At 73.7% G+C, this 21,260-nt stretch carries 22 protein-coding genes; 15 read left to right on the top strand and 7 right to left on the bottom strand.

All coding sequences use genetic code 11. The annotated features are described in order from the left end of the window. Positions 1-20 precede the first annotated feature (20 nt). From pdhA to AC3AGO_RS17835, 9 genes are all read left to right on the top strand, one after another. Positions 21-1,181, top strand: a complete 1,161-nt coding sequence (gene pdhA, locus AC3AGO_RS17875) for a pyruvate dehydrogenase (acetyl-transferring) E1 component subunit alpha (protein WP_487821211.1) — start codon at positions 21-23, stop codon at positions 1,179-1,181. Further along, the gene (locus tag AC3AGO_RS17870) at positions 1,181-2,224 is read left to right on the top strand and encodes an alpha-ketoacid dehydrogenase subunit beta (protein WP_487821210.1); all 1,044 of its coding nucleotides are present in this window, start codon (positions 1,181-1,183) and stop codon (positions 2,222-2,224) included. The genes pdhA and AC3AGO_RS17870 overlap by 1 nt, the downstream gene beginning before the upstream one ends. After that, entirely contained in the window at positions 2,224-3,609 is a 1,386-nt protein-coding gene (locus AC3AGO_RS17865) for a dihydrolipoamide acetyltransferase family protein (RefSeq protein ID WP_487821209.1), read from the top strand. Before AC3AGO_RS17870 ends, AC3AGO_RS17865 begins: the two co-directional genes overlap by 1 nt. 3 nt (positions 3,610-3,612) lie before the next feature. Further along, positions 3,613-4,515: an NTP transferase domain-containing protein gene (locus tag AC3AGO_RS17860; protein ID WP_487821208.1), complete on the top strand. Its 903-nt coding sequence runs from the start codon at positions 3,613-3,615 to the stop codon at positions 4,513-4,515. Beyond that, entirely contained in the window at positions 4,512-6,089 is a 1,578-nt protein-coding gene (locus tag AC3AGO_RS17855) for a molybdopterin molybdotransferase MoeA (RefSeq protein ID WP_487821207.1), read from the top strand. The genes AC3AGO_RS17860 and AC3AGO_RS17855 overlap by 4 nt, the downstream gene beginning before the upstream one ends. An 85-nt stretch (positions 6,090-6,174) precedes the next feature. Further along, positions 6,175-7,290 (top strand): potassium channel family protein, encoded by a 1,116-nt coding sequence (locus AC3AGO_RS17850; RefSeq protein ID WP_487821206.1) that lies wholly within the window; start codon positions 6,175-6,177, stop codon positions 7,288-7,290. Between the two features lie 31 nt (positions 7,291-7,321). Continuing rightward, positions 7,322-8,299 carry an NAD(P)H-quinone oxidoreductase gene (locus AC3AGO_RS17845; RefSeq protein ID WP_487824697.1) on the top strand — a complete coding sequence of 326 codons (978 nt, stop codon included), beginning with the start codon at positions 7,322-7,324 and terminating at the stop codon, positions 8,297-8,299. 180 nt (positions 8,300-8,479) lie between these two features. Then, a complete protein-coding gene (locus AC3AGO_RS17840; RefSeq protein WP_487821205.1) occupies positions 8,480-9,349 on the top strand; it encodes a hypothetical protein in 870 nt (289 codons plus the stop codon). A gap of 125 nt (positions 9,350-9,474) precedes the next feature. Beyond that, the gene (locus AC3AGO_RS17835; RefSeq protein ID WP_487821204.1) at positions 9,475-10,059 is read left to right on the top strand and encodes a bacterial proteasome activator family protein; all 585 of its coding nucleotides are present in this window, start codon (positions 9,475-9,477) and stop codon (positions 10,057-10,059) included. Positions 10,060-10,135: 76 nt separating this feature from the next. Here the strand turns inward: AC3AGO_RS17835 and AC3AGO_RS17830 are convergent, their stop codons facing one another. From AC3AGO_RS17830 to AC3AGO_RS17820, 3 genes are all read right to left on the bottom strand, one after another. Further along, on the bottom strand, positions 10,136-10,819 hold the full coding sequence (locus AC3AGO_RS17830) for a TrmH family RNA methyltransferase (RefSeq protein WP_487824696.1): 684 nt from the start codon (positions 10,817-10,819) through the stop codon (positions 10,136-10,138). Between the two features lie 79 nt (positions 10,820-10,898). Then, complete coding sequence (locus AC3AGO_RS17825) at positions 10,899-12,278, bottom strand: HTTM domain-containing protein (protein WP_487821203.1); 1,380 nt, start codon at positions 12,276-12,278, stop codon at positions 10,899-10,901. Further along, positions 12,275-12,967, bottom strand: coding sequence for a DUF5819 family protein (locus AC3AGO_RS17820; protein ID WP_487821202.1), 693 nt, complete (start codon positions 12,965-12,967; stop codon positions 12,275-12,277). The genes AC3AGO_RS17825 and AC3AGO_RS17820 overlap by 4 nt, the downstream gene beginning before the upstream one ends. A gap of 147 nt (positions 12,968-13,114) precedes the next feature. On the opposite strand from AC3AGO_RS17820, the gene paaA reads away from it, so the two are divergent. The 6 genes from paaA to AC3AGO_RS17790 all read left to right on the top strand — a co-directional run bounded on the left by paaA (position 13,115) and on the right by AC3AGO_RS17790 (position 17,911). Further along, positions 13,115-14,089, top strand: coding sequence for a 1,2-phenylacetyl-CoA epoxidase subunit PaaA (gene paaA, locus AC3AGO_RS17815; RefSeq protein WP_487821201.1), 975 nt, complete (start codon positions 13,115-13,117; stop codon positions 14,087-14,089). After that, positions 14,086-14,373 carry a 1,2-phenylacetyl-CoA epoxidase subunit PaaB gene (gene paaB, locus AC3AGO_RS17810; protein WP_487821200.1) on the top strand — a complete coding sequence of 96 codons (288 nt, stop codon included), beginning with the start codon at positions 14,086-14,088 and terminating at the stop codon, positions 14,371-14,373. Before paaA ends, paaB begins: the two co-directional genes overlap by 4 nt. Positions 14,374-14,423: 50 nt before the next feature. Then, complete coding sequence (gene paaC / locus AC3AGO_RS17805; protein ID WP_487824695.1) at positions 14,424-15,131, top strand: 1,2-phenylacetyl-CoA epoxidase subunit PaaC; 708 nt, start codon at positions 14,424-14,426, stop codon at positions 15,129-15,131. After that, positions 15,125-15,661, top strand: a complete 537-nt coding sequence (gene paaD / locus AC3AGO_RS17800; RefSeq protein ID WP_487821199.1) for a 1,2-phenylacetyl-CoA epoxidase subunit PaaD — start codon at positions 15,125-15,127, stop codon at positions 15,659-15,661. Before paaC ends, paaD begins: the two co-directional genes overlap by 7 nt. Before the next feature lie 6 nt (positions 15,662-15,667). After that, positions 15,668-16,720: a 2Fe-2S iron-sulfur cluster-binding protein gene (locus AC3AGO_RS17795; protein ID WP_487821198.1), complete on the top strand. Its 1,053-nt coding sequence runs from the start codon at positions 15,668-15,670 to the stop codon at positions 16,718-16,720. Positions 16,721-16,789: 69 nt separating this feature from the next. Beyond that, positions 16,790-17,911, top strand: a complete 1,122-nt coding sequence (locus AC3AGO_RS17790) for an acyl-CoA dehydrogenase family protein (RefSeq protein WP_487821197.1) — start codon at positions 16,790-16,792, stop codon at positions 17,909-17,911. A gap of 21 nt (positions 17,912-17,932) precedes the next feature. Here the strand turns inward: AC3AGO_RS17790 and AC3AGO_RS17785 are convergent, their stop codons facing one another. The 4 genes from AC3AGO_RS17785 to AC3AGO_RS17770 form a co-directional block, all read right to left on the bottom strand. Further along, positions 17,933-18,277, bottom strand: a complete 345-nt coding sequence (locus tag AC3AGO_RS17785) for a rhodanese-like domain-containing protein (protein WP_487821196.1) — start codon at positions 18,275-18,277, stop codon at positions 17,933-17,935. A gap of 74 nt (positions 18,278-18,351) precedes the next feature. Next, positions 18,352-19,218 carry a J domain-containing protein gene (locus AC3AGO_RS17780; protein WP_487824694.1) on the bottom strand — a complete coding sequence of 289 codons (867 nt, stop codon included), beginning with the start codon at positions 19,216-19,218 and terminating at the stop codon, positions 18,352-18,354. Positions 19,219-19,308: 90 nt separating this feature from the next. Next, positions 19,309-20,703: a DUF2252 domain-containing protein gene (locus AC3AGO_RS17775; protein WP_487821195.1), complete on the bottom strand. Its 1,395-nt coding sequence runs from the start codon at positions 20,701-20,703 to the stop codon at positions 19,309-19,311. 136 nt (positions 20,704-20,839) lie between these two features. Beyond that, positions 20,840-21,232: a winged helix-turn-helix transcriptional regulator gene (locus AC3AGO_RS17770; protein ID WP_487821194.1), complete on the bottom strand. Its 393-nt coding sequence runs from the start codon at positions 21,230-21,232 to the stop codon at positions 20,840-20,842. Positions 21,233-21,260 lie beyond the last annotated feature (28 nt).

Here is a 21,260-nt window from a genome sequence, read left to right as displayed (position 1 = left end):
CCCACGAGGAGGTGCTCGACATGACGGTCCTTGAGCAGCCCGGCGACAGGCGTCTCGCCCCGCCCCCGGCCTGGCGCCCCCGTCACGACCCCGCACCACTGCTGCCGGACCGGGAGCCGTACCGGCTGCTGGGCACGGGCGCGGAGCTGGACGCCACGCTGCTGCGGGAGCTGTACGGCCGGCTGGTGAGCGGCCGCCGCTACAACGAGCAGGCCACGGCGCTGACCCGGCAGGGCAGGCTCGCCGTGTACCCCTCCTCCGCGGGACAGGAGGCGTGCCAGATCGCCGCGGCCCTGGTGCTGGAGGAGCGCGACTGGCTGTTCCCCAGCTACCGGGACACCCTCGCGGCCGTCCAGCGCGGTCTGGACCCGGTGGACGTACTGGCGCTGCTGCGCGGCGACCGGCACTCCGGCTACGACCCGCGGGCCACCCGCGTCGCGCCCCTGTGCACCCCGCTCGCCACCCAACTCCCGCACGCCGTGGGCCTCGCGCACGCGGCGCGGCTGCGCGGCGACGACGTGGTGGCGCTGGCGCTCGCGGGCGACGGGGCCACCAGTGAGGGCGACTTCCACGAGGCGCTGAACTTCGCCGCCGTGTGGCGGGCGCCCGTGGTGTTCCTCGTACAGAACAACGGCTTCGCCATCTCCGTACCGCTGGCGAAGCAGTCGGCGGCGCCCTCCCTCGCGCACAAGGCCGTCGGCTACGGCATGCCGGGCCGGCTCGTCGACGGCAACGACGCGCCCGCCGTGCACCGGGTGCTCGGCGAGGCCGTACGGCACGCCCGCGAGGGCGGCGGGCCGACGCTCGTCGAGGCCGTGACGTATCGGGTCGAGGCGCACACCAACGCGGACGACGCCACCCGCTACCGCACGCAGGAGGAGGTCGCGGCCTGGCGCGAGCACGACCCGGTCGCGCTGCTGGAGCGCGAACTGCGCGGCCGCGGACTGCTGGACGACGCCGGCGTACGGGAGGCGGCCGAGGACGCGGAGCGGCTCGCGGCGGACCTCCGCACGCGCATGAACCGCGACCCGGAGCTCGCCCCCGAGGAGCTCTTCGCCCATGTCTACGCGCAGCCGACGCAGCAACTGCGCGCGCAGGAGGCGCAGTTGCGCGCCGAGCGCGAGGCCGAGCAGTCGGGCGAGCAGGCGCACGGGCACACGGCCGGGGAGGAACAGGACTGATGGGTACGGCAGTCGAGGCGCCCCGCGAGACGGCGGGGCCGAAACCGGTCAGCATGGCGCACGCCCTGAACCGGGCACTGCGCGACGCACTGGCCGACGACCCGGCGGTGCACGTCTTCGGCGAGGACGTGGGCACGCTGGGCGGCGTGTTCCGCGTGACGGACGGGCTGGCCCGGGAGTTCGGCGAGGACCGCTGCACGGACTCCCCGCTGGCAGAGGCCGGGATCCTCGGTACCGCGGTCGGCATGGCGATGTACGGTCTGCGGCCCGTGGTGGAGATGCAGTTCGACGCCTTCGCGTACCCGGCGTTCGAGCAGCTCGTCTCGCACGTCGCGCGGATGCGGAACCGCACCCGCGGCGCGCTGCCGATGCCGCTCACCGTGCGGGTGCCGTACGGCGGCGGCATCGGGGGAGTGGAGCACCACAGCGACTCCTCCGAGGCGTACTACATGGCGACGCCCGGCCTGCACGTGGTCGCGCCCGCGACGGTCGCCGACGCGTACGGGCTGCTGCGGCAGTCCATCGAGAGCGACGACCCGGTGATCTTCCTGGAGCCGAAGCGGCTCTACTGGGGCAAGGCCGGCTGGTCCCCCGACTCCCCCGAGCAGGTGCCGGACATCGGCCGCGCGGTGGTCAGGCGCGCGGGCACGGACGCCACGCTGATCACGTACGGGCCTTCGCTGCCGGTCTGTCTGGAGGCGGCCGAGGCGGCTCGGGAGGACGGGCTGTCCCTCGAAGTGGTCGACCTGCGCTCGCTGGTGCCGTTCGACGAGGAGACCGTCGCCGCGTCCGTACGGCGCACCGGACGGGCGGTCGTGGTGCACGAGTCCGCGGGCTTCGGGGGCCCCGGCGGGGAGCTGGCGGCACGGATCGGGGAACGCTGCTTCCACCACCTGGAGGCCCCGGTGCTGCGCGTGACGGGCTTCGACATCCCGTACCCGCCGCCGATGCTGGAACGGCACCATCTGCCGGGCGTGGACCGCGTGCTGGACGCCGTCGACCGGCTGCAGTGGGAGAGCACCTTCGTGGAAGGCGGGAACTGATGGCACAGGTCCACGAGTTCGCGCTGCCCGACCTGGGGGAGGGCCTCACGGAGGCCACGATCGTGCAGTGGCTGGTCGCGGTCGGCGACGCCGTGGAGACCGACCAGCCGGTCGTCGAGGTGGAGACGGCCAAGGCCCTCGTCGAGATCCCCTGCCCGTACGCGGGCGTCGTCACCTCGCACGCGGCGGACCAGGGCGCCGAACTCCCCGTCGGCTCCCCCTTGCTGACCGTCGCCACCGGCGAGGGCGCCGCCTCGGCTGCGGGCGCCGGGGCCGGTACGGACGGATCGGAGGCGGGGGAGCCCGGTACAGAAGACAAGTCCGGTACGGGCGCGAGCGGTTCGGGCTCCGGCAATGTGCTGGTCGGCTACGGCACCCAGGACGCCCCGCCCCGCAGGCGCCGCGCCCGCCGTACCGCGGCGACGGCCCCCGCACAGGCGGCAGCGCCCCCGGCGGCACCGGCAGCAGCGGCCCCCGCGGGCCCGGACCGGAGCGGGCCCGTCGCCGTCATCTCTCCCCTGGTGCGCAGAATGGCGCGCGAACACGGTGTGGACCTGCGGGAGTTGACCGGCAGCGGGCCGGACGGCCTCATCGTCCGCGCCGACGTCGAGCGCGCCGCACAGGCACAGCCGGAAGCGGCCCCCGCGGCCCGGACCGAAGAACCCCGGACCGAACAGCCCCGGACCGACGGGCCGCAGCCCGTACGGCGCCCCCTCACGGGCCTGCGCGGTGCCACCGCCGCCAAGCTCAGCCGGGCGCATCACGAGGTGCCGGCGGCCACCTGCTGGGTGGACGCCGACGCGACGGAACTGCTGGCAGCGCGCGGCGCCATGAACGCCGGCGAGCGGGCCCCCGTACCGCTGCTCGCGCTGCTCGCGCGGATCTGCGTCGCCGGGCTCGCGCGGTATCCCGAGCTGAACTCCACCGTGGACACCGGAGCGGGCGAGATCGTCCAACTTCCGGACGTCCACATGGGGTTCGCCGCGCAGACCGAACGCGGTCTGGTCGTCCCCGTCGTACGGGACGCGCACGCGCGCAGCACCGAGCAGCTCGGCGACGAGATCCGCCGTCTCACCGGCGCGGCCCGCGACGGCAGGCTCACGCCCGCCGATCTGACCGGCGGCACCTTCACCCTCAACAACTACGGGGTGTTCGGCGTCGACGGCTCGACGCCGCTGGTCAACCACCCCGAGGCGGCGATGCTCGGCGTGGGCCGGATCACCGGAAAACCGTGGGCACACGGGGGCGAACTCGCCCTCCGCCAGGTCGTCCAGCTGTCCTTCACGTTCGACCACCGGGTGTGCGACGGCGGTACGGCGGGCGGCTTCCTGAGGTTCGTCGCCGACTGCGTGGAACAGCCCGCGCTGCTTCTCCGTACGCTCTGAGGTGTGACGGAGACCGAAAACCAGCCGTACGACGCCGTCGTCCTCGCGGGCGGCGGCGCGCGGCGTCTCGGCGGTACGGACAAACCGGCCCTCACGGTCGGCGGCCGCCCCCTGCTCGACCGGGTGCTGTCCGCCTGCCCCGACGCGGCGGCCACCGTCGTCGTCGGGCCGCGCCGCCCCACGTCCCGGCCCGTCGTGTGGGCGCGCGAGGACCCGCCCGGCGGCGGCCCGCTCGCCGCGCTCGACGCGGGCCTGCGGCACACCACGGCGGACACCGTGCTGGTCCTCTCGGCCGATCTGCCGTTCCTCCGTACGCGGACCGTACGGGCGCTCCTCGACGCACGGGAGTTCGACGGTCCTGAGGCGTACGAGGCGGCCGTCCTGTACGACGGCCGCGACCAGCCGCTGCTCGCCGCCTACCGCGCGGAGCCGCTGCGCCGCGAACTGGCCCTGCTGCGCACGGAGTACGGCCGGCTCGGCGATCTGCCGCTGAAGCTGCTGCTGCCGGAACTGAGGCTCCGCCGCGTCACACCCGCCGACGACACCACCGACGCCCTCGACTGCGACACCTGGGACGACATCGCCGCCGCGAGGGCCCGCATCAGGGAGCATGGCACCGTGCTGGACGAATGGACCGCCGCAGTCAAGGCAGAGCTCGGGATCGAGGACCTGGAGTTCGACACCGCAACGCTCCTCGACCTGGCCAGGGACGCCGCCCACGGAGTGGCGCGGCCCGCCGCGCCACTGACCACGTTCCTCGTGGGGTACGCCGCAGCCCGCAAGGGCGGCTCCCCCGCCGAGGTCGCCGACGCGGCCCGCAGGGCGGCCGAACTGGCCACCCGCTGGGCGGCCGAGGCCGACGAAGGGAAGGGCGACGAGGGAAAGGGCACGGACACCGGACGATGAGCGGCGCCGACGAGCTCGACGAGGCGATCGCCCTCGCCAACTACCGGGGCCCGCGGGACGACGGCGACCCGCCGCAGCCCCGCCGCGGCCCCGCACAGCGCCCGGCCGAACGGGCAGCCCCGCCCCGGGAGCCGGGCCCGGCTCCCGGCACCGCGCCGGACCCCCCGCCGTGGACCGACCCCTGGGCCGAGCAGGCCGAGGAGGAGCCCGCACCGGAGCGGCCCGCTCCCCGTACGGAGCCCGCCGACGGTGACCTGGACGACGACCTGGGACCCGTCCCCGGCCTGGCCCCCTCCACCGCCCGCGCCCGGCCCGCCGAACAGCACGGCGAGCCCCGTGCCGGCGAGCCCCGTACCGGCAAGCCGCACAGCGGTCACTCCGACGAGCTGTCCTGGTACGAGGCCCGCGCGCTCGCGTCCCGTACGGGCTCCGTACTGGACACCGTCACGCTGCCGCTGGACCGCACCCTGCGGCACACCCTCGCCGAGCCGCTCAAGGCACTCACCGACCTGCCCTCCTTCGACACCTCGGCGATGGACGGCTGGGCCGTGTCGGGACCGGGCCCCTGGGAGCTGCCGCAGCCGGACGGCGAAGGCCCGGACGCGTACGGCATCCTCGCCGGGGACCGCGCCGAGCCGCGTCCCCTCGCCGACGGGCACGCCGTCCGGATCGCCACCGGTGCCCGCATCCCGCCGGGCGCGGGCGCGGTGCTCCGCTCCGAGTACGGCGAGATCACGGGCAGCCGGCTGCGGGCCACCGGCCGGCCTCCGCAGCCCGGCGCCGACATCCGGCCGCGCGGCCAGGAGTGCCGCTCCGGCGACCGGCTGCTCGGCCCGGGCACGCCCGTCACCCCGGCGCTGCTCGGCCTCGCCGCCGCAGCGGGCTACGACGAGCTGCCCGTGGTGCGCCGGCCGCGCGCCGAAGTCCTTGTCCTCGGTGACGAGTTGCTGCACAGCGGCCTTCCGGAGGGCGGCCGGATCCGGGACGCGCTCGGCCCGGCGGTCGGCCCGTGGCTGGCCGCGCTCGGCACCGAAGTGCTCGCCACCCGGCGGCTCGGGGACGACGCGGAGGCCCTGCACGAGGCCGTCGCCGGCACCACGGCCGACCTCGTCGTCACCACCGGCGGCACCGCGCACGGCCCGGTCGACCACGTACGCCCCATGCTGGAGCGGACCGGGGCGCGGCTGCTGGTGGACGGCGTGCAGGTGCGCCCCGGGCACCCGATGCTGCTGGCCCGGCTCCCGGGCGGCGCTCATCTGGTGGGCCTCCCCGGCAATCCCCTGGCGGCCCTTTCCGGTCTGGTCACCCTCGCCGAGCCGCTGCTGCGCACCCTCTCCGGGCGCGGCCCCGCGGACGACGTACGGGTGCCGCTCTCCGACGAGGTGCAGGGCCACCCCCGCGACGCCCGGCTGGTGCCGGTCACGTACGCTCCCGCGGAGTCCCACGCCCGCCCCCTGCGCTACACCGGACCCGCCATGCTCCGCGGCATCGCGACCGCCACAGCGCTCGCCGTCGTCCCGCCGGGCGGCGCGCCCGCGGGCACCGCGGTGCCGCTGCTGCCACTGCCCTGGTGACGGGTACGGGACGGAGAGCCGGGAGCCGAACGGGCCGGACAGCGCCTCGACATGACGGGAATCCCTACGTGACGGGAAGTCAACTGTGAAGGACCAGCACCAGATTCTGCTGCCGCGTCCCGAAGTCGGGCCGCTGCGCCAGGTCGTACGGCGGCTGCTGGCCGCGTTCGCCGTGCTGTGGGCGACGGTGCTGCTCGTCTGGCTCGACCGCGAGGACTACAACGACAACGCGGACGGACATCTGTCCTTCCTCGACTGCGTCTACTACACGACGGTCACCCTCTCCACCACCGGCTACGGCGACATCGCCCCGGTCACCGACGCGGCCCGGATGATCAACATCCTGCTGATCACGCCGCTCCGCGTCATCTTCCTGATCATCCTCATCGGCACCACGCTCGAAGCGCTCACGGACCGCACCCGCGAGCAGTGGCGCCAGTCCCGCTGGAGGTCCAAGTTGCGCGACCACACCGTCGTCGTCGGCTTCGGCACGAAAGGCCGCTCCGCCGCCAGGACGCTCCTCTCGACGGGCGTGGCGCACGAGCAGATCGTGATCATCGATCCGAACCACCACGTGGTGAAGGCCGCCACCGAGGAGGGCTACGCGGGCGTCCTCGGCGACGGCACCCGCAGCGAGGTGCTGGCCCGCGCCGAGACCCGGCGCGCCAAGCAGATCGTGATCGCCACCCAGCGCGACGACACCGCCGTACTCGTCACCCTGACGGCGCGTCAGCTCAATCCCCGGCTGAAGATCGTGGTCGCGGTGCGCGAGGAGGAGAACGCCCATCTGCTCCGGCAGTCCGGCGCGGACTCCGTCATCACCAGCGCCAGCGCCGCGGGCCGGCTGCTCGGCCTGTCCGTGCTCAGCCCCAACGCCAGCTCGGTGATGGAGGATCTGATCCAGCAGGGCAGCGGGCTCAGCCTCAACGAACGGCCCGTCACCCGGCAGGAGTCCGGCAGTTCCCCGCGCGACTGCAAGGACCTGATCGTCTCGGTCGTCCGCGGCCACCGGCTGCTCGGCTACGACGATCCGGAGGCCGACCCGCTGCAGTCCACCGACCGGGTCGTCGTCATCCACCGCTCCCCGACCCCGCACCCCGGCGGCCAGACGGCCACTCCCGGCGGCCCGCGCCCCTCCGGCGCGCCCGGGATGCGGCGCGGCACGCCACCGGACAACCGCGGCGGCAGGCGACCGGAGTAGCGTCGGCCCCATGGGTACGTCCACTTCCACGATGCACGCGGTGACCATCCCCGAGCCCGGCGGCCCCGAGGCCCTGGTGTGGGACGAGGTCCCGGCTCCCGAACCGGCCGAGGGGCAGGTGCTGGTCGAGGTCGCGGCCAGCGCAGTGAACCGCGCCGACCTGCTCCAGCGGCAGGGCTTCTACGATCCGCCGGCCGGCGACCCGCCGTACCCGGGCCTGGAGTGCTCGGGCCGGATCACCGCGCTCGGCCCCGGCGTCAGCGGCTGGGCCGTCGGCGACGAGGTCTGCGCGCTGCTGGGCGGCGGCGGGTACGCCGAGCAGGTCGCCGTCCCGGCAGGGCAGTTGCTGCCGGTCCCGAAGGGCATGGCGGTCCGTACGGCCGCCGCGCTGCCCGAAGTCGCCTGCACCGTATGGTCGAACGTCTTCATGGTGGCCCATCTGCGCCCCGGCGAGACGCTGTTGATCCACGGCGGCGCGAGCGGCATCGGCACCATGGCGATCCAGCTCGCCAAGGCGGTCGGCGCGCGCGTCGCGGTGACCGCGGGCAGCAAGGAGAAGCTGGACCGCTGCGCCGAGCTGGGCGCCGAGATCCTCATCAACTACCGCGAGCAGGACTTCACCGAAGAGCTGCGTACGGCCACCGACGGGCACGGCGCCGACGTCATCCTCGACATCATGGGCGCCAAGTACCTGGAGCCGAACGTCAAGGCCCTCGCGGTGAACGGGCGGTTGGCGGTCATCGGCATGCAGGGCGGCCGCAAGGGCGAGCTCGACCTGGGCCGGCTGCTCACCAAGAGGGCCGCTGTGACGGCGACTTCGCTGCGCGGCCGGCCGCCGGAGGAGAAGGCGGCCATCGTCGCCGCCGTGCGCGAGCACGTCTGGCCGCTCATCGACGACGGCCTGATCAACGCCATAGTGCACCGGGAGATCCCGATGAGCGAAGCGCCCGAGGCGCACCGCGCGCTGGACGCCGGCGACCACATCGGCAAGATCCTGCTGACCACTTGAGCCACCCTGCACACAGAGCGACGGAGGGGCGGGCCCGGCCGGGTCCGCCCCTCCGTTCGTGCGGTCCCCGCGGGCGTGTCGCGCCTGTGCCGCCTCTCTCGACTCCCTTCCAAAATGCCGGATTTACTCCGTTATGTGAGCCTGGGCACGTTGGACGATCCGGCTCGGGAGGGTCGCACCGTGGCGCACTCGCAACGCAGGCACAGCGCAGTAACGCTGCTGACCTGCGTTGCGGTGTTCTTCCCCGCGCCACTGGCGGCCCACGCCGTGGATGCGTCCGACACCTCGGGCCGGGGCTCTCCCTCCCTCTCCTCCTCCGCCCCGGCCCCCGGTCTTCCCGACACCGGACCTCCGGACGGCAGCACACGGACACCCGGCACGGGTCACGGACAGCAGCCCGGTACGCAGCTGTCCCCGCCCCAGCGGCCCTCGACGCCCGGCCTCCCGGACCCGTCCCAGGCCATGCCGGACACGCCGCAGCCCGGTGTCACCGGCGAGCTCCCGACCGTCCCGGACGACCCGTTCCCCGAGCCGTCCGACACCGGCAGCGCCACGGCGAGCCCGCCGCCCACGTCCGCCACTCCGAGCGCTTCCCCCACCACGAAGCCGCCGAGCAGCTCAGCGCCGTCCCGGCCGAGCCGCCCGCCCACCCCCACACGGGAGCCCGGCTCCCAGCACGCCCCGCCCCCGCACGCGAAGCCCCGCCCGCCGGACGGCAACGGCCCCGCCCCGCACCCCGTACAGCCGCGCCCCACCCGGCACGAGCAGCCGCAGTCGGACCCGCAGACGGCACCGAAGCCGCGGCCCAGCGGGAACGCGGAGGACGAGCAGGCCGGCCAGAAGCAGAGCCGCCCGACGCCCAAGCCCTCCGACCAGGCCTACGGCAAGCACAACCTGTACGAGCCCGACCGCACGGACCCCAGCCCCTCCGAGGACGTCTCCTCCTCCCCCGCGGGCCGCAAGCTGCCGCCGGTCCTGCCGCTGGGCACCGGCATCGCCTCGATCGGTCTCGGGCTCGCCTTCCTCGCTCTGCGGCTGCGCCGCAGGTAAGAGGGGCCTGGCCCTGCGGCTGCGCCGCCGGTGAGCGGGCCGCGGGAGGGCGCCCGGGCGCACCGTACGGTCACGGGTGGGACTCTTCGGCCGCGGCGCCTGCGCAGGGATGCAGAATGGTGGGTATGACACAGCCGAGCAACGAACGGTCGCAGGAGAGTCCGCAGGTACTGGTCGTGGGACCGGACGGAATGGCTCTCGGCAGCGCTGCCGGCAAGGGCAGTGACGGGAACGGCGACGATCAGGCTGAGGTCCCCGTGACGGAAATGGTCGAACAGCCCGCGAAGGTCATGCGGATCGGCAGCATGATCAAGCAGCTGCTGGAAGAAGTGAAGGCCGCCCCGCTGGACGAGGCGAGCCGTGCCCGGCTCAAGGAGATCCACACCAGCTCCATCAAGGAGCTGGAGGACGGTCTCGCACCCGAGCTGATCGAGGAACTGGAGCGGATCTCGCTGCCGTTCACCGACGATTCCATCCCGACGGACGCCGAGCTGCGGATCGCTCAGGCCCAGTTGGTCGGCTGGCTGGAAGGCCTGTTCCACGGCATCCAGACGGCGCTGTTCGCCCAGCAGATGGCGGCCAGGTCCCAGCTGGAACAGATGCGCAGGGCGCTGCCCCCGGGCGCGCTCCCCGACGAGGAGGGCCACCTCCCGGAGGAGGGGACCGGCCAGGCGGCGCGGCAGGCCCGTACGGGCGGCCCGTACCTCTGATCCTTCAGGACCGCACAGGTCCGGGCCCGGCCCGGCACCGACGACCGAGCCCCCGTGGACTTCCGTCCGCGGGGGCTCAACTCCGCTGTGCCATCCAGTGGTAGAGCGTCATGGCGACGCTGGTGGCCAGGTTGTAGCTGGAGACCTGGGGCCGCATCGGCAGCGCGACGAGGTGGTCGGCGCGTTTCCGCAGCTCGTCGGAGAGGCCGTGCCGCTCGGAGCCGAAGGCGATCAGCGCGTCGTCGGGCAGCTCCGTACCGCGGATGTCCGCGCCCTCCGGGTCCAGCGCGAACAGCGGGCCCGCCGGCAGCCCGTCGGGGTCCCGGTGCCGCACCGCGGTCGCGAAGTGCAGCCCGGCGCTCGCCCGGACGACCTGGGGATGCCAGGGGTCGACGGACCCCGTGGTGAGCACGCCGGCCGCGCCCGCGCCGGCCGAGACCCGTACGACGGCGCCGATGTTGCCCAGGTGGCGCGGGTTGTCGAGGACGACCAGGGGAGCGGTGCGGCGCTCGGCGGCCGGCAGCTCCGTGCCGCTGCCCCGTACGGCGAGCGCGGCGACCCCGGTGGGGTGCGGGCGGGGCACAAGCGCGCGCAGCCGGTCCCCGGACACCCCGCGCAGCAGCCCGTCGAGGGCGCCGGTCACGTCGGGGGCCAGCTCCTCGGTCAGCGCGAGGACGGCTGCCGGGTCCTCCGCGACGGCCACCGGTACGCGGGCGCCGAAGCGCAGCGCGTGCTTCAGCGCGTGGAAGCCGTCCAGCAGGACGCAGTCGCCGCCGTCCGCCGCGTGCTCGCGCCAGCGGCGTACGACGGCGTCCTGGTCCGCGGCCGTCCCGGACCGCTCACCGGTCCGCGCGGCCTGCCCGGTCTGTCTGCTGTGCGTGGTCTGCGGAGTCTGCTCGGTCACCCCGAAAGCCTACGGGGGCCAGGCCGGCCGGCCCGTCGTCCTCCTGCCGCTCCGCTCCGTCCGCGGGCCCGGCTCCCTTCGCGGGGCCGCGCCCCGGCAGTACGCGGGCGCGCACCCATGCGGTGAGTCCCGAGGCGCGGGCTCCCAGCCACAGCAGCGCGGCCGTGGGCAGGAACACCGCGTCGGCGGTGATCATCGCGAGGGAGAAGAAGGGCAGCCCGAGCAGGACGGCGATGCTCAGATGCTCCGTGATCATCGCGGCGAGCAGCACGTTCTTCACGCGGCGGTTGAACAGCGTGAAGGGGAAGGCGACCTGTACGAGGACCGTGCCGTAGGTGATCAGCAGGATGGCGAGTCCGCTGCCGGCCAGCACGCTGTTCAGCGCCGGCCAGGGCGCGAAGTAGTCCAGGTGCATGGGGTAGTAGGTCGCGGTGCCGTCCTGCCAGCGCGAGCCCTGGATCTTGTACCAGCCGGCCGTCGCGTAGATGAGGCACACCTCGACCACGATGACCAGCAGCGCGCCGTTGTGCACGAGGTTCGCGACGATGTCGCAGACCCGCCGGGCCTCGCCGTCGGGCGCCAGCCGGCCCAGCAGCCACCAGCCGCCGTACACCAGCCACAGCGTCCAGAACAGCAGCCCCCAGCCGAGGCTGAAGCCGCCCACCGCCGACGCTCCGGCGAGGACGGCGCCGAGCACGCACCACAGCAGCACGCCCGTACCGTCCGCGGTGTCGGTGCCGTCTCCGGCACCCTCTCCGGCGGCCGCGCGGCGGCGCTCCCTGCGCGCGTCGAGCGACCACACCCGGCCGCAGCGGACGAACACCAGGTACATCGACATCAGATGGATGACGTTGTCGCCGCCGTCGCCCATGAAGACGCTGCGGTTCTGCAGCCCGAGCACCGCGATCATGAACAGTACGGACGTCGTACGGGTACGCCAGCCGATCAGCAGCGCCAGGCTCGTGGCGACGGCGAACACGTAGAGGAACTCGAACCAGGCCTGGCTGTCCGACCACAGCAGCACCGTGAAGGCGTCGTTGGTGGACACCAGCCGGCGTGCCATGTCCCAGGACCAGGGGCCGTCGGGCCCGTACAGCTCCTGCCGGTGCGGCAATTCGCGCAGCAGGAAGAAGAGCCAGGTGGCGGCGATGCCGATCCGTACGACGGCGCTCTGGTACGGCGCGAGGGCGCTGCCCGTGACGCGGGCGAGCCCGTGTCCGGCCGACGCCCTCAACCGCGCCCGTACGCCGGTCACTTGCGGTCCGGCACCGTACTGCCCGTCGGCCGGCTGTCCGCCGGTCTGCTGTCCGTTCACTTGCTGCCGCCCCCCGGGATGTCGGCGCTGGAAACCTGCCACCAGGGCTGCACCCGGTACTCGGTCTTCATGTCCGTCTTCTCGTCGCTCCACGGGGGCGGGGCGACCGGGGTGACCGCCGAGCGCAGCTGGATCCGCTCGACCGTCCCGCCGTCCGTCTCCGAACCGATCCGCCACAGGGCGATCCGCTTGACGAACCGCTCGGACAGTTCGCCGCGCACGCCGACCGGTTTGCCCTCGGAGTCGTGCGAGTTGCTGTAGAACTCCCAGCCGCGGCGGAGCTCGTTCTGCTCCGTGTGGCTGGGCGCGAGGCTGTGCCGGATGGCGGCACCGTCGATCGCCGAGAGGTTCGTCCAGCCCGTGGTCGCGGTGCTGCCGTCCGGCCTGGCGACCAGCGCGCGGGCGTGCACGGCGATGTTCTGCTGCAGCGGGTTGGGAGCGAACAGCTTCCAGTTCTGCTCGAACTCCGGATAGATGTAGTCGTCGACTGCCTCGCCGTGCTGCTTGGTCAGCGTGTTGTCCGGCGCCACGTGGAGGAAGACCATCGCGAGATGGACTGCCGCCACGACGGCGACGAGAGCCACGGCTGTCGCCACGACGAGGCGGGCCGGCAGGGAGAGCCCGGCGATCCCGGGGCCCGGTATGGGTCCCTCCGCCCCCTCCGGCGCCCGTTGCTGTTCTGGCTGCATGCCCTCCCTGCTCTCCGTGCTCGGATCCGCTCCGGTGCCCCTCAGAGGTTATTCGAGCCTTGACACCCTGCGTGCCCGCAGCGGACCATTGAACCGAACGATCGGTCGGTCGGTAGCGGTGCGGAGCGGGAGCGAGGGGGCAGGACCATGGCATCGGCGCAGCTCACAGCAGAAGCCGGCGGCGAGACCGCGGAAGCGGCGCTGGCCGCAGGATTCGAGGCGGCGGTCGCGGCGGAGGAGCGGATCGAGCCGCGGGACTGGATGCCGGACGCGTACCGCGCCTCCCTGGTCCGGCAGATCGCCCAGCACGCGCACTCGGAAATCATCGGCATGCAGCCCGAGGCCAACTGGCTGACCAGGGCCCCCTCGCTGCGCCGCAAGGCGATCCTGCTGGCCAAGGTGCAGGACGAGGCGGGCCACGGGCTGTATCTCTACAGCGCGGCGGAGACCCTCGGCACCGGCCGCGACGAGCTGCTGGACAAGCTGCACTCCGGCCGCCAGAAGTACTCCTCGATCTTCAACTACCCGACGCTGACATGGGCCGACGTCGGCGCCATCGGCTGGCTGGTGGACGGCGCCGCCATCACCAACCAGGTCCCGCTGTGCCGCTGTTCGTACGGGCCGTACGCGCGCGCGATGGTGCGGATCTGCAAGGAGGAGTCCTTCCACCAGCGGCAGGGGTACGAACTGCTGCTGGCGCTCTCCCGGGGCACCGGGGCGCAGCGCGCGATGGCGCAGGACGCCGTGGACCGCTGGTGGTGGCCGTCCCTGATGATGTTCGGCCCGCCCGACGGCGAGTCGGCGCACAGCGCCCAGTCGATGGCCTGGCGGATCAAGCGGCACTCCAACGACGAGCTGCGCCAGCGGTTCGTGGACATCTGCGTGCCGCAGGCCGAGGCGCTCGGCCTCACCCTCCCCGACCCGGACCTGCGGTGGAACGAGGAGCGGGAGCACTGGGACTTCGGCGCGATCGACTGGACCGAGTTCCAGGAAGTCCTCAAGGGCAACGGCCCCTGCAACGAACAGCGGATCAATCAGCGCAGGCGCGCGCACGACGAGGGCGCCTGGGTGCGGGAGGCGGCCGCGGCGTACGCCGCCAAACACACGGAGGACGCGCGATGACTCAGACCGACTGGCCGCTGTGGGAGGTCTTCGTGCGCAGCAGGCGCGGCCTCTCGCACACGCACGCCGGCAGCCTGCACGCGCCGGACGCCGAGATGGCCCTGCGCAACGCCCGCGACCTGTACACCCGCCGCTCGGAGGGCGTGTCCCTGTGGGTGGTGCCGTCCGACCGGATCACCGCCTCCTCGCCCGACGAGAAGGATCCCTTCTTCGAGCCGGCCGGCGACAAGCCGTACCGCCATCCGACCTTCTACGAGGTGCCCGAGGGGGTGCACAACCTGTGAGCGCCCCCGTCGACCCCGCCGTCCCTGCTGTTCCCACCGGCCCGGCCGTCATGTCCGCGCCCGGACTCGCCCTGGCCGACGACGCGTTGGTGCTGTCCCACCGGCTGTCCGAGTGGGCGGGGCACGCGCCCGTCCTGGAGGAGGAGCTGGCCCTGGCCAACATCGCGCTCGACCTCCTCGGCCAGGCCCGCACGCTGTACGGGCAGCTGGGCGACGAGGACGAGCTGGCCTATCTGCGCGAGGAGCGCTCCTTCCGCAACTGCCTCCTCGTCGAACAGCCCAACGGCGACTTCGCGTTCACGATGGTCCGGCAGCTGTTCTTCTCCGCGTACCAGGAGCTGCTGTACGGCTGCCTCGCCGGACAGGGCCACGGACTCGCCGCCAAGGCGGTCGCCGAGGTGGCCTACCACCGGGACCACGCGGAGCACTGGACGCTCCGGCTGGGCGACGGCACCGAGGAGAGCCACGCGCGTACGCAGCACGCGGTGGACGCGCTGTGGCGGTTCACGGGCGAGCTGTTCGAGCCGCTGCCCGGCATGGAGGCCGACTGGGACGTCGACTGGCCGCAGCTGGACCGCAGTTGGCTGGACAGCGTCGGCTCCGTCCTGCGGACCGCGGGGCTCACGGTGCCCGAGACCTCCCGGCACGGCGCCTGGTCGGCAGGCGCCGGACGGCAGGGGCTGCACAGCGAGCCGTTCGGCCTGATGCTCGCCGAGATGCAGCATCTGCACCGCAGCCACCCGGGGGCGTCATGGTGACCACCCAGCACCGGGACACCCCGGCAGCATCCGGCCCGACAGCCCCCGAGCTGCCGCTCGATGAACTGCGCGCCCTCGCGGGCTCGGTGCCCGACCCCGAACTGCCCGTGGTGTCCCTCTCCGAGCTCGGCGTGCTGCGCGAGGTGCGGCAGCCGGCACCGGGCCGGGTGGAGGTCGACCTCACGCCGACGTACACCGGCTGTCCCGCGATCGAGGTCATGTCGGCGGACGTCGAGCGCGTGCTGCACGAGCACGGCGTGCCCGAGGTCACCGTCCGTACGGTGCTCTCCCCGCCCTGGTCCACCGACGACGTCACGGCCGAAGGGCGGCGCAAGCTGGCCGAGTTCGGCGTGGCGCCGCCGCGGACCGACAGGGGCGGCGGTCCTGTCCCGGTGTCCCTCGGCGTCCGCTGCCCGCACTGCGGCTCGACGGAGACCACGCTGCTCAGCCGGTTCTCCTCCACCGCCTGCAAGGCGCTGCGCCGCTGCGAGTCCTGCCGGGAGCCGTTCGACCACTTCAAGGAGGTGTGAGGGGCGGTGAGTTCCTTCCACACGCTGCGCGTCAGCGGAGTCGAGCGGCTGACCGACGACTCCGTCGCCGTGACGCTCGCCGTCCCGCCCCAGCTGCGTGCCGCCTTCCGGTACGAACCGGGCCAGCACATCGCGCTGCGCCGCCCAGGCGACGACGGCGGCGAGGTCCGGCGTACGTACTCGCTGTGCGATCCCGCGTGCGAGGCGCCCGAGGCGCTGCGCATCGGCATCCGGGAGGTCGCGGGCGGCGCCTTCTCCACGTACGCGGTGAAGGAGCTGGCCGCCGGGGACACCGTCGAGGTGCTGCCGCCCACCGGCCGGTTCGTCCTGGAGCCGCGGCCCGGACGGTTCGCCGCGGTCGTCGGCGGCAGCGGCATCACGCCGGTGCTCTCCATCGCCGGGACGCTGCTGCGGCGCGAGCCGGAGGCCGAGTTCTGTCTGATACGCGGCGACCGTTCGGCCGCCTCCACGATGTTCCTGGACGACGTCGCCGACCTCAAGGACCGCTTCCCCCGCCGCTTCCAGCTCGTCACGGCGCTGTCCCGCGAGGAGCAGCAGTCGGGGCTGCCGGCCGGGCGGCTCGACGAGGAACGGCTGGGCTCGCTGCTGCCCGCGCTGCTGCCGGTGCCCCAGATCGACGGCTGGTTCCTGTGCGGGCCGCTCGGTCTGGTCGAGGGGGCCGCGCGGGCGCTGCGCGGTCAGGGTGTGCCGCGCTCCCGGATCCACCAGGAGATCTTCCACGCCGAGGAGGCCGCACCGCGTCCTCCCGCGCACGTTCCGGACGCCGCGACGGTCACCGCGACGCTGGACGGCCGCTCCGGTCAATGGCCGGTGGACGACGGCGAGTCCGTGCTGGAGACGGTGCTGCGGCACCGGTCCGACGCCCCGTTCGCCTGCAAGGGCGGGGTGTGCGGCACCTGCCGGGTGCGGCTGCTGTCCGGCGAGGTCCAGATGGACCGGAACTACGCGCTGGAGCCCGAGGAGCTGGACGCCGGCTATGTGCTGGCCTGCCAGTCCCATCCGGTGACTCCCGCCGTCACGGTGGACTTCGACGCCTGACCGCCCTAACCTGACGCCCCGTCAGACACCGTTGGACATGCGGGTGACCGGCAAGCGGAGGGGCGAGCAGTGGACTTCACCTTCACCGAGGAACAGCAGGCGGCCGTCGAGGCGGCACGGGCCGTCCTCGCGGACACCGTGCCCGACGGCGTGCCCAGCCCCGCGCTCACCACGGGGCCGGTCGCCGACGACTTCGACCGCGCCCTGTGGCGCAAGCTCGCCGACGCGGATCTGCTCGGGCTGCTCGTCGCGCCCGAGCACGGCGGTTCGGGCCTCGACCCGGTCGCCCTCTGCCTCGTGCTGCGCGAGGCGGGACGGAAGCTGGCCCGGGTGCCGCTGCTGGAGACCAGCGCGGCGGCCCTCACCCTCCAGCGGTACGGCAGCGACGCGCTCCGCGCCGCCCACCTCCCGCGCATCGTGCGCGGCGAGCAGCCCGTGACCGTCGCGGCCCACGGCCGTACGGGCCACGATCCGGCCGAACTCGCCGTCAGCGCCCGCCCGTCCGAGGGCCCGGACGGCGGTCCGGGGCGGCTGCTCGACGGCGTACAGACGGCCGTCCCCTGGGCGCAGACCGCCGGCCTCGCGCTCGTCCCGGTGCACACCGGCGACGGCGGCGCGGCCCTCGTCGTCACGGATCTGAAGGCGCCGGGCATCAGCCTCGCCGAGCAGGTCTCCACCAGCGGCGAGCGCTACGCGGAGATCCGGTTCGACTCGGTGTACGTACCGGACACCGACCTCGTCCGTGCGGAGGGCGCCGTCGGTTTCCTCCAGCAGCTGCTCACCACCGGCACCTGCGCGCTCGCCCTCGGGCTGGGCGAGCAGGTCCTCACGATGACGAGTGAATACACCAGCAAGCGGGAGCAGTTCGGGCATCCGCTGGCCACGTTCCAGGCCGTCGCGGTGCAGGCCGCCGACCGCTACACGGACCTCCGCGCCATGGAGGCAACCCTGTGGCAGGCGGCGTGGCAGCTCGACCCGGTCGATGTGGCCGTCGCCAAGATCTGGGCCTCGGAGGGCGTACGCCGCGTCGTCCAGACCGCGCAGCATCTGCACGGCGGCTTCGGCGCCGACACGGACTACGCCCTGCACCGCTTCCACGCCTGGGCCAAGCAGCTGGAGCTGTCCCTCGGCCCGGCGGCGGCACACGAGGAGACGCTCGGCGACCTCCTCGCCGCCCGCCAGCCGGGCTGACCCGTACGGCAGTTCGCCGGGTCAGACCACGTACGCGCTGTCCGCGCCGTCCGCCACGAGCGGGCGGCCCGCGGACTCCCAGGCGAGCATCCCGCCGTCCACGTTCACCGCGTCCACGCCCTGTTGCAGCAGGTACTGCGCGACCTGCGCCGAGCGGCCGCCGACGCGGCAGATCACGTACACCCGCTCGTTCCCTTCGGCCCGTTCGGTCAGCTCACCGAACCGGCCCACGAACTCGCTCATCGGGATGTGCAGCGCGCCCTCCGCGTGCCCCGCCGCCCACTCGTCGTCCTCGCGCACGTCCAGCAGCAGCACGTCCTCGGGCACGGACGCGGCCTCCACCTGGGGCACTTGACCGAACTGCATCTCAACCAGCCTTTCCGCAAACCCTCTTCGTACGCCGCGGCTCCGTACGCCGCGGGCATGCCGTTCCGCAGCCGTCAGTCCTGCAGCGCCCGCAGCTTGGCCAGCTGCTCCTCGCGCTCCTGCACCTGCTCCAGCAACTGTTCCGCGATCTCGTCCAGCAGCGCGTCCGGATCGTCCGGCGCCATCCGCAGCATCGCACCGATGGCGCTCTCCTCGAGCTCCGTGACGAGCTGGGCCAGCAGCTCCTTGCGCTGCGCCAGCCACTCCAGCCGCGCGTACAGCTCCTCGGCCCGGTCCAGCCGCTCGTCCTCGGGGGCGCGCGGACCGGCCTCCCACTCCTCGGCGAGCGCCGCCAGTGCTTCCGCGTCACCGTCCGCGTACGCCTTGTTGACGCGGGTCATGAACGCCTCGCGGCGCTCCTGCTCCGCCTCGTCCTGGGCGAGGTCCGGATGGGCCTTGCGGACGAGGTCCCGGTACGCCTTCCGGGCCTCCTCGCCGGGGCGGACGCGGGGCGGGGGCTTCACCGACTGCTCGTTGAGCATCGCCGTCGCCTCGGCCGGCATGCCCTCGGAGTCGACCCAGCCGTGGAAGAGCTCCTCCACGCCGGGCATCGGCATGACGGCGGCGCGCAGTTCGCCCGCCCGCCGCGCGTCGTCCGGGTCGCCGGTCCTCGCGGCGACCGCCTCCGCGATCTGTGCGTCCAGCTCGTCGAGCCGCGCGTACATCGGGCCGAGCCGCTGGTGGTGCAGACGGGAGAAGTTCTCCGTCTCCACCCGGAAGGTCTCCACCGCGATCTCGAACTCGATCAGCGCCGTCTCGGCCGCCCGCACGGCCTGTTCGAGGCGTTCCGTATCGACACCCTCGGCCTGTTCACCGTCCGCACGGTCTGCTTCCGCTTCCGGGTTCGCGCTCACTGAATTCCACCTCGCGACGCCGGTCAGGACGCCCCCTCCGGCCGGCCTGTCCGGCCGGGGGTCCGGGGGCTCGCCCCGGGAAGACCCGACATCGCCCCAACCCTACGGGGGCCGCCCTCACACACCCAGCTCGGCCGCGATCCGCCCCGCGCGCACCGCCCGCACCAGCTCGGCGTGATCGGCCTCCGTACGGTCCGCGTACGCGACGGCGAAGGCCGCCACCGCCTCGTCCAGCTCCTCGTTCTTGCCGCAGTAGCCGGCCAGGGCCCGCGGGTCGGCGCTGTGCGAGTGGGCCCGAGCCAGCAGCGCGCCCGTCATCCGCCCGTAGTCGTCGACCTGGTCGGCGGCGAGCGCCGCCGGGTCGACGCTGCCCTTGCGGTTCCTGAACTGCCGTACCTGGTAGGCGCGTCCGGCCACCGACGTCCAGCCGAGCAGGATGTCGGAGACGACCTGCATCCTCTTCTGACCCGAGACGACCCGCTGCCCCTCGTGCGGAACCTCCGGCACCTTGTACCCCGCCACCGGCAGGTACGGCCGCAGCACGGAGGGACGGGCCTCCTTCACCTGCAGCACCAGCGGCTCGTCCCGGTGGTCGAGCAGCAGCACCACGTACGAACGGGATCCCACACTCCCGGTGCCGACGATCCGGAACGCCACATCGTGCAGGGCGTACCGCTCCATCAGCGGCAGCCGGTCGTCCCCCAGCGTGCCGAGATAGCCGTCGCTGCCCAGCGCCGCGGCGACCGCCGCGGCCTCCTCGTCGGGCACCCGGCGCAGCACCGGCGGCGCGTCCACGAAGGCGCGGCTGCCGTCCGGCAGCTCCTCGGTGGACTTGGCGGCGTACCGCGCGCTGGTGTTGCGCCGCGCCTTCTCACTGACCCGCTCCAGGGTGCCGAGGAGGTCACGCGCGTCGGTCTGGGAGACCAGCTCCTCGTCGGCGATGGCGTTCCAGGCCTCGGAGGACGGCATCTTCGCCAGCGCCCGCACCGTCCTGCGGTACGCGCCGACCGCGTCCCGCGCCGCCTCCCGGCACGTCTCCTCCTGCGCGCCGGCCTCCCGCGCGGCCAGCACCAGGGAGGCCGCCAGCCGCTTGAGGTCCCACTCCCAGGGCCCGACGGCGGTCTCGTCGAAGTCGTTGAGGTCCATGACCAGCCGGCCGCGCGCGTCCCCGTACAGCCCGAAGTTGCCCGCGTGCGCGTCGCCGCACAGCTGCGCCCCGATGCCGGTCGCGGGAGTGCCGTGCGCCAGGTCGTACGCCATCAGCCCGGCGGACCCGCGCAGGAACGCGAACGGGGTGGCGGCCATCCGCCCCACCCGTATCGGCGTCAGACCGGGCAGCCGCCCGGCGTTGGACTCCTCGACCGCCGCCACCGCGCCGGGCCGGCCGTCCGCCGCGTCGAAGCGCGCGTGCGCGGCCCGCGGCACGGTCTCCCGCAGCGCCTTCCCGTCCCGCTTCGGCGAGCCCTGCGGCGGCCAGGGCGCGAAGCCCTCCACGTACGGTATGCGTCCCATTGCGCACCCTCCCCCTCAACGGCCCCCGGCCTGCGTGTTCTCGGGGCACCGACGCTACCGGGCGGTGCGCCGCGACAGGAACTCCCGTGCGGTACGAGGCCGTTCGGCCCTCCGGAACGGACGGGCCGTCAGGGCTTCAGCCCTGGAACTCCTGCGGGCACTGCTGCGCCCCGCTCCGCAGATGCGCGTCCGCCCAGCGGGTCAGCTCCACCATCGCGGGCCTGAGCGCCAGCCCGGCGTCCGTGAGCCGGTAGCGCACCCGGAGCGGCGGCCCGTCCTCCACCGTCCGTACGACCAGGCCGAGTTCGGTCAGCTCGGTCAGCCGGTCCGACAGCATCCGCTCGCTGATCCCGGGGGTCGCCCGCCGCAGCTCGGCGAAGTGTCCGGGCCCGTTCATCAGGGCCGCGATGATGAGCCCCGTCCAGCGCTTGCCCAGCAGCTGGAAGACACGCGTGATCCCGCTCTCCGGCTCGGTACACGCGTCGCCCGCACGCTCGCCGTCCTGTGTCGTTCCCCGAAGCTCAGCCATGACCCCAGGGTACTGCGCCCACACAAGG

The sequence above is a fragment of the Streptomyces sp. BL1 genome, assembly GCF_057628045.1.
This window is presented reverse-complemented; position numbering and strand designations above follow the sequence as displayed.